The sequence below is a fragment of the Corynebacterium sp. L4757 genome (assembly GCF_043673995.1).
GTDB lineage: Bacteria > Actinomycetota > Actinomycetes > Mycobacteriales > Mycobacteriaceae > Corynebacterium.
In genome coordinates, this window is the sequence record NZ_JBIMEN010000003.1 from 249,611 (window position 1) to 261,714 (window position 12,104).

Here is a 12,104-nt window from a genome sequence, read left to right on the forward strand (position 1 = left end):
ATTGTTTGATTGAAATTTGCTGCAGGTTGGGGAAGAGGCGCCTGCATAAAGTTATGATAGTTTGCATGCGCATTCTTGTAATTGGTTCCGGCGGCCGTGAGCACGCCATCTTAAAGGGCCTTGCGGCCGACCCTGCTACCACTGACCTGCACGTTGCACCTGGTTCACCAGCATTTGCATCGCTAGCTACCGTGCACGGTGGCTACAAGGAAGTGGCGGATCCTGACCGCATGCTGGAGCTTGCTAAAAGCATTTCCCCAGATCTGGTTGTGGTGGGTCCTGAGGTTCCGCTGGTGGCCGGTGTGGCCGATAAGCTCCGTGAAGCTGGCATCGCGGTCTTTGGCCCGAATGCTGCGGCGGCACAGATTGAAGGATCCAAAGCTTTCGCCAAGGAAGTAATGGACAAAGCGGGCGTAGCTACCGCACGTGCGCAGACCCTGCCAGCAGGCATGTCTGACGATGATATTGAACATGCACTCGACTTCTTTGGCCGCATGTACGTGGTGAAAGATGATGGATTGGCTGGCGGTAAGGGCGTTGTGGTGACCCCTGACCGTGCGGAGGCCCGTCAACATATTCACCTCGTGCACTCTGCCGGTAACCCGGTGCTGCTTGAGTCTTTCTTGGATGGCCCTGAGGTCTCCCTGTTCTGTCTGGTCGATGGTGAAACCGTTGTGCCCCTGCTGCCAGCCCAGGACCACAAGCGTGCCTATGACAATGATGAAGGCCCGAACACCGGCGGCATGGGTGCATATACCCCGTTGCCGTGGCTCACTGATGCCCAGGTTGACCGCATTGTGAAAGAAGTCTGCGAACCAGTAGCTAAAGAAATGGTCAACCGCGGCACTCCCTATTCCGGTCTGTTGTACGCAGGTCTGGCATGGGGCGAAGAGGGCCCATCGGTCATTGAGTTCAACTGCCGCTTCGGTGACCCTGAGACCCAGCCGGTGCTGTCTTTGCTGAAGACTCCGCTCGCAGGTGTGCTCAATGCCGTCGCAACTGGCACGTTGAAAGAACTTCCTTCGCTGGAATGGGAAGATGGTTATGCCGTGACCGTCGTTCTGGCTGCGGCGAATTACCCAGCTGACCCGCGTAAGGGTGATGCGATCACCTCGCCAGACCTAGCGGATGCAGACAAGATTTTGCACGCCGGTACCAGCGTGAAAGACGCGCAAGTCATCTCTAATGGCGGACGTGTGCTGAACGTGATTGGCAAGGGCGACACCCTCGCTGAGGCACGTGCCGCGGCATATGACGTCATCAAGAATATTGAGCTGGCTGATGGCTTCTACCGCACTGATATTGGTCAGGCAGCTGAGGAAGGCCGCATCAGCATCGGCTGATGATGGAGGCCCACGAAAGGATTGTGGGCATCGTATAAGAATGAAAGGCGCAAGTAGAGTACTTGCGCCTTTAGCTATGTGGAATAATGAAGCCCGTGGCTGATAAGAAGAAGATTTCCAACGTTTTGTCCTCGCGTTACGCCTCCGCAGCGCTTTCCAACCTGTGGAGCCCGGAACACAAAATCATTATGGAGCGCCAGCTCTGGATCGCGGTCATGCGCGCCCAGAAAGATCTGGGCGTAGACATCCCGGCTGACGCAATTGATGCGTATGAGGCAGTCATTGACCAGGTGGACTTGGATTCCATCGCCCAGCGTGAGCGCGTGACCCGCCATGACGTGAAGGCGCGCATTGAAGAGTTCAACGCCCTAGCTGGCCATGAGCACATTCACAAGGGCATGACCTCACGTGATCTGACCGAAAACGTGGAGCAGCTGCAGATTTACCGCTCTTTGGAGCTGGTGCGCGATAAGGCGATTGCGGTCGTGGCGCGCATCGGTGAGCATGCCGGAAAATACCAGTCTCTGGTGATGGCAGGCCGTTCCCACAACGTGGCGGCACAGGCGACCACCTTGGGTAAGCGCTTTGCCTCCGCCGGTGATGAGATGTTGCTGGCGATTGAACGCGTTGACAACCTGCTCAGCCGCTACCCGCTGCGCGGCATTAAGGGCCCAATGGGTACCTCGCAGGACATGCTGGATTTGATGGGCGGCGATGAAAACAAGCTCGCAGCCCTAGAGACCGCCATTGCAGACCACCTGGGTTTTGCGCGCGTGTTCAATTCCGTTGGCCAGATTTACCCACGCACCTTGGACTTTGATGCGGTCTCCGTGTTGGTTGAGCTGGGCGCTGCGCCATCGTCTTTGGCAACCACCATCCGTTTGATGGCCGGTAATGAAACTGTCACCGAGGGCTTCAAAGAAGGCCAGGTCGGCTCATCTGCCATGCCGCATAAGATGAATGCTCGTTCGTGCGAGCGTGTGGGTGGCCTGCAGGTTATCCTGCGCGGCTACCTCACCATGGTTGCGGATTTGGCTGGTCAGCAGTGGAATGAAGGCGACGTATTCTGCTCGGTAGTACGCCGCGTTGCTCTGCCTGATGCCTTCTTCGCTATCGATGGTCAGTTTGAAACCTTCCTCACCGTCTTGGACGAGTTCGGTGCTTTCCCAGCGATGATTGACCGTGAGCTGGAGCGCTACCTGCCATTTTTGGCAACCACCCGCATCCTCATGGCTGCTGTGCGTGCCGGCGTGGGCCGCGAAACCGCACACGAGGTCATCAAGGAAAACGCCGTGGCAGTTGCACTCAATATGCGCGAAAACGGTGGTGACCAGGATCTTCTTGAGCGCCTAGCTGCCGATGACCGCTTGCCGATGTCCCAGGAACAGCTGGAGGAAGCCCTGGCCGATAAGCATGCCTTTATCGGTGCCGCGGAATCTCAGGTTGCGGCAGTATTGAACCGCATCCAGGAATTGGCTGACCAGCATCCACAAGCAGTGAAGTACACCCCGGGTGAAATCCTCTAACCAGATTCACCACGGGTCGAAGTAAGACTGGGCGCATGCACTAATATTTAGGGCATGCGCCCTCAGCTTTCTGATTATCAGCACCTGTCCTCCGGAAAAGTCCGCGATATCTACGAAGTAGATGACAAGACTTTACTCATGGTTGTTACCGACCGCATCTCTGCCTATGACTTTGCGTTGGAACCAGCCATTCCAGATAAGGGCCGCGTATTGACCGCGACCACGATGTTTTTCTTTGATGCCATCGATTTCCCCAACCACCTAGCGGGACCCATCGATGATGAACGGATCCCAGAAGAGGTCCTAGGCCGTGCGATTGTGGTCAAAAAGCTTAATATGCTGCCATTCGAGTGTGTTGCACGTGGTTACCTCACTGGCTCGGGCTTGAAGGAATATAACGCCAATGGCACCGTGTGTGGCATTGAATTGCCAGCAGGTTTGGTGGAGGCATCACGTCTGCCGGAACCAATCTTTACCCCTGCGACCAAGGCAGAGCAGGGAGATCACGATGAGAACGTGAGTTTTGAGCGGGTCGTGCAAGACCTAGGCCAAGAACGCGCTGAGCAGCTGCGTTATGAAACCCTGCGCATCTACTCTGAGGCAGCGAAAATTGCCGAAGAACAAGGCATCATCCTGGCAGATACCAAGTTTGAGTTCGGCCTTGATGAAGACGGCACCCTGGTATTAGGTGATGAAGTCTTAACCCCAGATTCTTCTCGTTACTGGCCGGCTGATTCTTATGCTGAAGGCGTGGTGCAGCCGAGCTTTGATAAGCAATACGTACGCAATTGGCTAACCTCCGATGAATCCGGGTGGGACGCAGCATCTGAAACCCAGCCGCCAGTGCTACCAGAAGAAGTCGTCGCGGCGACGCGTCTGCGCTACATTGAGGCATATGAGCGCCTGTCTGGACAGCGTTTCATTGATTGGATTGGCGGCTAAAACCTCATCAATTCGCGCCGGGTAGGGTGGTTTCTTATGATAGAAAATCATCTCGATAACCCATCGGCGCCAATTGCTAAAAAGGAAGTCTTCGTCCGTGAATTCCACGGACGAAGCTTCGTTGATGAATATGAGTGGATGCGTGACAAAGAATCACCAGAAACTCTTGATTACCTCAATGCAGAAAACACATTTACTGAGGCTAAAACATCACATTTGAAGCAGCTGACTGAGAATGTGTTTGAAGAGATTAAATCGCGCGTTAAACAAACCGATATGTCGGTGCCGTCGCGCGCAGGCGACTATTGGTACTACGGTCGTTCTGAAGAAGGCAAGGAATATGGCTATAGCTGCCGTATTCCAGTCTCCGAAGGTCAAGACCCGTGGGAGCCACCGGTTATTCCTGAAGAAGGAAAACCAGAGGGTGAGCAGATCCTGCTGGATAATAATGCCTTGGCTGAAGGCCATGATTATTTCGCCCTCGGTGCCGCATCGGTTACCAAGTCCGGCCGCTTGTTGGCCTATTCCACCGATACCGCCGGTGATGAGCGCTTTGAACTTTTCATCAAAGACTTGGACACCGGTGAGCTGCTCGAAGACCATTTGACAGATATCTTCTATGGCGCGACCTGGGCTGGGGAAGATTACATCTTCTATCAGAAAGTTGATGATGCCTGGCGCCCCGATACCGTCTGGCGTCACAAGGTGGGAACGCCACAAAGCGAAGACGTATGCGTCTTTAAAGAAGACGATGAGCGCTTCCGTGTTGGCATCGGCTCCACACGTAGCGAAAAGTATCTGCTGATCGCAGCTGGTTCTCCACTGACCTCAGAGTATTGGGTGTTGGATATGGACAACCCCGAGGGTGACTTTGAGGTTCTTTGGGAGCGTGAGTCCGGCGTGGAATATGACATTGACCATGTAGTGCTGAATGACAAAGACTATTGGCTGGTTACGCACAATGCGCACGGCCCGAACTTCGAAATTGGTTGGGCAGCATCTGATGCACGTCCATTGCCCGGCATCCGTGAGTTGGAAGTTGTGGTGCCACACAATGATGAGGTGCGTATTGAAGGCGTGGACACCTACCGCGATTTCGCGACCTTGTCTTATCGCCGTGGCGGTATTCCACGCGTTGCGGTGATGAAATTTGATGGCGGTACCTTCGGTGAATTCGAGGAGCTGCACTTTGATGAGGAAGTTTATTCCGCAGGTTCCGCCGGCAACCCAGAATGGGACGCGCCAGTCATTCGCCTGTCCTATACCTCCTACACGCAGCCAGCGCAGATCTTCCAGTACCGCATTGCTACTGGTGAACGTACTTTGCTCAAAGAGCAGGAAGTGCCAGGCGGCTATAACCCCGAGGAGTATGAGGCATACCGTGATTGGGCGGAAGCGAAAGACGGTACGCAGATCCCCGTCAGCATCGTGAAGCGCAAAGACCTTGAGACCGATACACCGCGCCCAACGCTCATCTACGGCTATGGCTCCTATGAAGCCAGCATGGACCCAGGATTCTCCGTATCGCGGTTGTCGCTGCTGGACCGTGGCATGCTGTACGTTGTTGCGCACGTGCGCGGCGGCGGCGAGATGGGCCGGCTGTGGTACGACGAAGGCAAGCTGATGAATAAGAAGAACACCTTCACTGACTTCATCGACGTTGCTGACCACATCATTGCGACAAATTTGACGAAGCCCGAATTACTGGTTGCCGAAGGCGGTTCCGCTGGCGGACTGCTGATGGGCGCGATTGCGAACATGGCACCGGACCGCTTTAAGGCCATTCAAGCGGTAGTGCCATTCGTGGACCCACTGACCTCAATTCTTAAACCTGAGCTGCCACTAACCGTGGGCGAGTGGGAAGAATGGGGCGACCCGTTCCACGATCCGGAAGTCTATGACTACATGGCAACGTATGCGCCATATGAAAACGTTGAGGCGCAAAACTACCCGGATATCTTGGCTGTGACATCACTCAATGACACCCGCGTGCTGTATGTGGAACCAGCGAAGTGGATTGCCAAGCTGCGTGAGGTAGCAACCGGTGGTGAGTTCTTGCTCAAGACCGAGATGGCTGCTGGTCACGGCGGTGTTTCTGGACGCTACGCCCGTTGGCACCAGACCGCTTTTGAATACGCGTGGACCATCAATAAAGCCACCGGATTGGTGGAATAAGATAGCTCACTTGCCGCGCGGGCACTGTCCTCCTGTGTGATAATGGAGGGCATGCATGGGCATCTTCTGGTTTCGATTTCATCTATTTTCGACGACACCCGGAAGTCCGCTGCGCGGCTCATTGAGCAGTTGGATAAAGAAGGCGTGCCCGTTTCATTGCTTGTTGCACCGCATATTGACGGTAACTGGCATTTGGCGAAGGACCCGACGACAAAGCAGTGGCTGGAAGATCAACGCGAATCGGGCCGTGTTTTGATTCTCAACGGCTTCGACCAAGCAGTGCAAGGCCGTCGCGCTGAGTTTGCAAACTTGGATGCGCACGAAGCGAATCTGCGGTTAAAAGGCGCGACGCGTCAGATGTCGAAGATGGGGTTTGACTTCGACATCTTCGCGCCGCCGCGCTGGCGCATGTCACCTGGCACCCTGGAAGTGTTGCCCTATTTTGATTTCTCACTGGCAGTGTCCTCCACCGGGATTCATGACCTGCGCAAAGATGAGTTCCACCAATCCCGCAACCTGTCTTATGGTGAGGGCTTTGGTGCCGCGAAATGGTGGCGTCGCTCCATCATTTCCGCAGCCGAGCGTGGTGCTAACCGCGGCAACACCGTGCGTTTGTCCGTCTCTGGGCGCAACTTGGGAGAGAAGAAAGTCCAGCACGATTTCATGCGTGCCATCGGCAAAGCCATGAAAGCCGGTGCCGAGCCTGCTTCCTATAATGTCTTCCTTCAGCCTTCCAAGAAGGAAAAGCAGCAGGCGGAGAAGAAGAAAGCCAAAGCAACCGGGTCTTAGCCACAAGAAGACTCTCTCGTGGCTACGTCTTGAGGACTCTATGCAGTAGGGGCGGCTTCGAGAATGTGCGACTTTAGGCCGTCGAGGATTATCTGAGCTGAAACAAGTGAAGCATTTACATACCAAGAGTCATAGTCGACTTCGACCGTGCGACCATTTTTGACGGCGTCAAGAGTCGGCCATAATGCTGCCTTGACCGGAGATTCACCGCCGGATTGCACTGCGTAAAAGAGCCATTCACCGTCTGCTTCCGCAATAAGCTCGGGAGAAAGGTCTTTCGCAGCTTTATCAGTAAATTGTTGCGAAGCTGGGCGTGCGAATCCACAATCAGCGCTTACTGAACCGACCATAGAAGGTAGTCCATAAGTCTGAATACCAGACTCATTTCCACGAAGGAATGAAATGACAGGTGGCGGGGTAGGTAGGCTGTCTCGAATCTCAGTAGCTGAGCTTTCATAATCATCCAAGAGCTGCTGAGCCTCATTGCGTTTGTCCACAACTTCGGCAATATCGTTGAATGCTCGCTTCCAATTATCAGCACCGCCCACGCTAGTTGCCACGGGTGCTATGGTTCTGAGCTTTTCTAACAGGGTTTCATCGCTGCGGGTATTCGCAAGAATTAGGGTAGGTTCCAAGCTTGCGACAGTTTCCAAGTCAGGCTCGATCCGGGAACCGCAATTCACAATGCTGTTGAGGTCATATTCCGCCTCAAAGCGATCCCGGATGAACTGTGGGATGAGGTCAGCATCCTTTGCTGATGCGACTCCGACAGGCGTGATGCCTAACAATAAAAGCGTATCTAATTGCCCCGAATTAAGCGCAACAATCCTGTGATAGTCCGGCGCCTCAGAGCTGGAGGACGCGTTAGCAGCAGATTTAGCTTCGCTCGAGTTCTGTGAGCTGGTACGGGAACAAGCAGCCAGAGAGAGAGCTGTGGCTCCCACGAGAAACCCGAGGAAGCCTCGACGGGTAAATCTTTTATTCATGCTCTCTTCCTTCTTCTCTGATTCGGATTTCGATGTTATGCAGACGGCGCTGCTTCGAGAATGTGCGATTTTAGGCCGTCGAGGATGACTCCGGCTGACACGAGCGAGGCATTCATGTACCAGGAGTCATAATCAATTGCGATGGCGCGGTCATTCTTGACTGCCTCGAGTGTTGGCCATAAGGAAGTATCTTCGGGGCTTTCGGCACCGTCTTGTACGCCGTAGAAGAGCCACTCGGCATCAGCTTGTTTGATTAGTTCCGGGGAAAGATCCTGGCCAGCTTGGTCCGTGAATTGTTGTGCCGCTGGGCGGGCGAAGCCACAATCCGCGGTGACGGTACCGGCCATGGACTGCGCTCCGTACATCTGGAACTCACCTTTATTGGTGCGCAAGAAAGACACCGTCGGTGGGTTTGCTGGCTGGGAGGCTTTGACCGCAGCTGCCGCAGTTTCGTATTCATCAAGTAGTGCCTGCGCTTCATCGGCCTTGCCGGCGGCATCAGCGATGGTTACAAGGTCTTGTTTCCAATTTTCACCGCCTCCTTCGCCGAGTACCACCGGTGCGATAGCGCGGAGCTTTTCCAGTAACGCTTCATCGCTGCGACTATTGGCGCAGATAAGCGTGGGTTGCAGATTCGCGATTATTTCTACGTCCGGCTCCTGACGGAATCCGCAGTCAGCAATCGAGTCCAAGTCCATGTCCGCCCCGAAACGATCGCGGAGGAACTGCGGAATCAAATCAGCGTTCTTGGCCGCAGCCACACCCACCGGTGTGATGCCGAGAAGCAGCAAGTTATCCAACTGTCCGGTATTGAGCGCAACGATTCGTTGCTCACCTTCCACTGTGGTGGACGTGCTGCTGGGAGCAGCGTTATCGGTAGAAGATTGGGAGGATTGTCCATTTTGGCCGCTCTGGGAGCACGCGGCTAGGGCAATAGTGGCGGCGCCAAGGGTGGCACCCAAGAAGCCACGGCGGCTGAAGTTTTGAGACATGAACAAAAGGTTAGCCTTGCCTAAATTTGGCTGTCAATTTCGGGCGGGCGTGGCCTGCGGGGCGGCGGCATGCAGCATGCAAAAACTCCACTCGTATCGCTGTGAAAAATACAAGTGGAGTGCTGCGGCGAGTGGAGCTTAAAAGAGGTTGCTGAAGAAGTTCATGATCTGTGCGCGGAGGCTTTTAACTTCGCGTGGCAGGTGGTCATCCACAACACCGCTGAATACTGCGCCGAGGCCGAGTGCAGCAGCGAGTGCTGCGATAGCACCGATGACGCCACCCGTGGAGCTGGTAGCTGAGCCATCGGAAGAGCTGGAGGAGGAATCATCACTCGGTGCTGGCGTGGAGTCTTCTTCGGTGATGGTGACGGTTGCTTCGGTAAAGACCTGGTCATCATCAGCACGGGTGATGGTGAATTCGTGATCCCCCTGTGCATCATCTGCGGTGGTGATTTCCACTGCGCCATCGCGGTAGCCGTCAATGGTCCATCCGGCAGGAAGGTCGGTGACGTCCAATTCGACGATGAGGTCATCCAGGTCAGTTAAGGCGTCCTGGTCGGAGTCCGTGGAGGCGATGTCAGCATCAAGAAGCTCAGCCAAGGCTTCAGGAACGTCAACCTCGATGGTGTCACCGGCGTTTACCTTCGCATCGAAGGTAGTGGAGGCGATGTCATCTGTAGCTGGAGTCTCTGGGTCTACTGGCGCATCTTCGGTCTCCAGGTTGAAACCAACCTTGACTGGGTCGTGGTCGGAAGAGCGGAATGGGGAAGCATCGTGGTAATCAACCACGTTGTAAAGCCGGCGGGAGTACTCGAAGGCAATGGACTCATCAGCGTTGATATTCCACACCTGAGCGTCCTGCAGGTCTACATGCTCATTGGCCAGGACATGGTCGAGGGAGCCGAGCATGCCATCGAATTGATAAGAGGTGGAGGCATTGTAGGTTTCCTGCGGCACGGAATAGCCGGCCTCACGGAATGGGTCGAGCGCATGCTCACGGGTGTAGGTATTCAAATCACCCATGACGAAGGTGGCCTTGTCATTCCAATCAGTCTGCTTAGCCAGGTGCTCCAACACTGCCTCGGACTGGGAGACACGCAGGTTGGCGTTATTGCCCTGGCCATCGCCCATGTCTTCATCGCCATTGGCAATGGAGCCCTTGGACTTGAAGTGGTTGGCGACTGCCACGAAGGTTTCAGTCACGTCTTCATCGACGGGTTTGAATTCCTGCGCCAAAGGCTCACGCGCGGTGCCGGTGAAGCGCGCATCTACGAAGATGCGGGACTCACCAACTGGCTCAACGCGGTCTGGGTTATAGATGAATGCCACGCGGATAACGTCAGGATCCGCGGGGACCTCGTCATCAGCTGGGGACTCCACAGCTTTCCAGTTGCCGTCGGCAGCGTTGAGAGCATCAACGAGCGTTAGCAGTGCTTCATCGCGGCGTGCGATATCACCGGTGACAGCGTAGGTTTCCTCAATTTCGGACAGCGCGATGACATCGGCATTCAGGCCATTGACGGCAGCAACAATCTTTTCCTGCTGGTCGGCCAAAGCGCTTTCGGAATAAGCGCCACGCACGTTGCAGTAATTAGTGGAAACCGGGTTGCCATTGATATCGGTGTACGCGTCACAGCCTTCTTCATCCTGTCCAAGAGACGTGAAGTAGTTGAGAACGTTGAAGGCGGAGATGGTGTAATCGCCCGCGACATTGTCCACTGCGCCGAGCTCTTCTGCGCGAGAATCTTCCCAGGTAATAGGCAAATCAGAAGCGGCAGTATTGCCGGTCACCGGAGTGGTAGGCAAGAAGCGCCACAGATCGAAGTCTTTCTTCACGATGACCGGGTTTTGGAATTCCACCTGGTCAGTAGTGCGTAGAGACTTGATGTTCTCGCCATTATCGGAAGTGATGTATGGCAGCGGGGTGTTCTTATCCGACTGCATGTAATTGGCGCTGCGTGCATCATCAAGCGTGACTAGCTGCTCTTTGTACTCTTCCGCCTGAGCGACTGCTTCCGCACCAGGTGCCATGACATCAGTGGGCTGGCGGAAAGCTTCCTCGCCCGGAGCCAGGCCTACTTCGCCGAAGGTATTGAGCGCGTAGTTATTCGTCACGGTGTGCGCGCCGGGCAGAACCAGCATGTATTCAAAAGGTTCACGCTCGGTATCGCCGGCGGGCAGCGTATCGATGGCCAGCGGAGTTACCGGCTCAAACTCACCCTCAGCGGTGTCAAAGGTGACATTGGAAAGCTGGGTGGAATCATAGTGCTCACCCGCGGTGCCGCGGACAGTGAGAACCTCGCCGATGCTTGGGTAGTCTTCCGCTGGGCGGTTGCCCATAAAGACGAAGATGCCGTGAGAGGCATCGGTAGCCGCTGGTACTTCGGTACCAGTGCCGGGGGTCTGAATGACAAAACCATTAAGGCCACCCTCGGCATAGACCGCGGTGACCTCACCTTGGGTGGTCACGGTCTGACCATCAAGCGGGGAAGTAGCGCCAGTGCCCTGGATATCAGCAATCGCGATGGTCTCAGAAGGATCGACAGGAGTTTCTGGCTCTACTGGTTCTTCCGAGCCATTATCGCCGGTGGTTTCACCAGCAGCATTGGTCGGGCTTGGTGCACCAGTAGTGAAATCGGCAGAGTTATCGTCAGTGTCCACGCCATCCTCAGTACGAGAAGCCGAGGTGGAGTTACTCAGTGCCGAAGCAGCAGCGGACTCATGGCGGTTAGCGGTGCCGTAGCCGATGAGATCGACTGTGTCAGAGGTGGCATCGGTAAGCTCTACTGCTCCGTTGGCACCTGCCATGGCCAAGCTTCCGGTGGCATCAGCGCTAGGTAGGCCAGGTAAATCCTGGTTATTGCCGGCAGCTTGCTGGATGAGAAAGTAGCCGCCAGCAGGGATGGTGCCAGAAAGTGCGGTGGTCCCGCCGGAATTTCCGCCAGCGGAGAAGTACTCCACATTCCAACCATCCAGGGCGATGTCTTCGTCCGTGGGATTGAAAAGCTCAATGAAATCATGGGACAAAGGCGCACCAGAATTGCCGCCACCGCCATAGACTTCATTGATGACCACATTGTCACCTTTTGGAGTTGCGTGAGCTGCAGGGATAGCGATAGCGGTAAGGGAAGTAGAGGCACACGCTGCCAGTGCAAGCGTGCGTAAACGGCGAGAAGACCGTGGTGTGGACATAGAAGTAGAACCCTTTAAGTTGTCAAGCAGGCGGGAAAAGAATAGTGCGGTAAAGCAACTATTTCGTTTCTATAACCACTTGATAACGCGGGCAACTGCAAAAATAGATGCGAGCTGGCAGTTAATTAATTCACCCCTTAGTGTTTGCCTGTTGTTTGA

8 protein-coding genes are annotated in these 12,104 nt (G+C 55.0%); 5 read left to right on the forward strand and 3 right to left on the reverse strand.

Going from position 1 to position 12,104, the window contains the following annotated elements; translation table 11 throughout:
- Positions 1-65 precede the first annotated feature (65 nt).
- The 5 genes from purD (at position 66) to ACG98I_RS05910 (ending at position 6,775) form a co-directional block, all read left to right on the forward strand.
- Positions 66-1,343: a phosphoribosylamine--glycine ligase gene (purD, locus tag ACG98I_RS05890; protein ID WP_394718937.1), complete on the forward strand. Its 1,278-nt coding sequence runs from the start codon at positions 66-68 to the stop codon at positions 1,341-1,343.
- A gap of 86 nt (positions 1,344-1,429) precedes the next feature.
- On the forward strand, positions 1,430-2,869 hold the full coding sequence (gene purB / locus ACG98I_RS05895; protein WP_394718935.1) for an adenylosuccinate lyase: 1,440 nt from the start codon (positions 1,430-1,432) through the stop codon (positions 2,867-2,869).
- Between the two features lie 54 nt (positions 2,870-2,923).
- A complete protein-coding gene (locus ACG98I_RS05900; protein WP_394718933.1) occupies positions 2,924-3,811 on the forward strand; it encodes a phosphoribosylaminoimidazolesuccinocarboxamide synthase in 888 nt (295 codons plus the stop codon).
- Positions 3,812-3,847: 36 nt separating this feature from the next.
- Complete coding sequence (locus ACG98I_RS05905; protein WP_394718931.1) at positions 3,848-5,986, forward strand: S9 family peptidase; 2,139 nt, start codon at positions 3,848-3,850, stop codon at positions 5,984-5,986.
- A 51-nt stretch (positions 5,987-6,037) separates the two neighbouring features.
- Entirely contained in the window at positions 6,038-6,775 is a 738-nt protein-coding gene (locus tag ACG98I_RS05910) for a DUF2334 domain-containing protein (protein ID WP_394718929.1), read from the forward strand.
- A gap of 38 nt (positions 6,776-6,813) precedes the next feature.
- Here the strand turns inward: ACG98I_RS05910 and ACG98I_RS05915 are convergent, their stop codons facing one another.
- The 3 genes from ACG98I_RS05915 to ACG98I_RS05925 form a co-directional block, all read right to left on the reverse strand.
- Positions 6,814-7,761 carry an iron-siderophore ABC transporter substrate-binding protein gene (locus ACG98I_RS05915; RefSeq protein WP_394718927.1) on the reverse strand — a complete coding sequence of 316 codons (948 nt, stop codon included), beginning with the start codon at positions 7,759-7,761 and terminating at the stop codon, positions 6,814-6,816.
- A gap of 35 nt (positions 7,762-7,796) precedes the next feature.
- Complete coding sequence (locus tag ACG98I_RS05920) at positions 7,797-8,753, reverse strand: ABC transporter substrate-binding protein (RefSeq protein WP_394718925.1); 957 nt, start codon at positions 8,751-8,753, stop codon at positions 7,797-7,799.
- 138 nt (positions 8,754-8,891) lie between these two features.
- Complete coding sequence (locus ACG98I_RS05925; RefSeq protein ID WP_394718923.1) at positions 8,892-11,945, reverse strand: ExeM/NucH family extracellular endonuclease; 3,054 nt, start codon at positions 11,943-11,945, stop codon at positions 8,892-8,894.
- Positions 11,946-12,104: the final 159 nt, after the last annotated feature.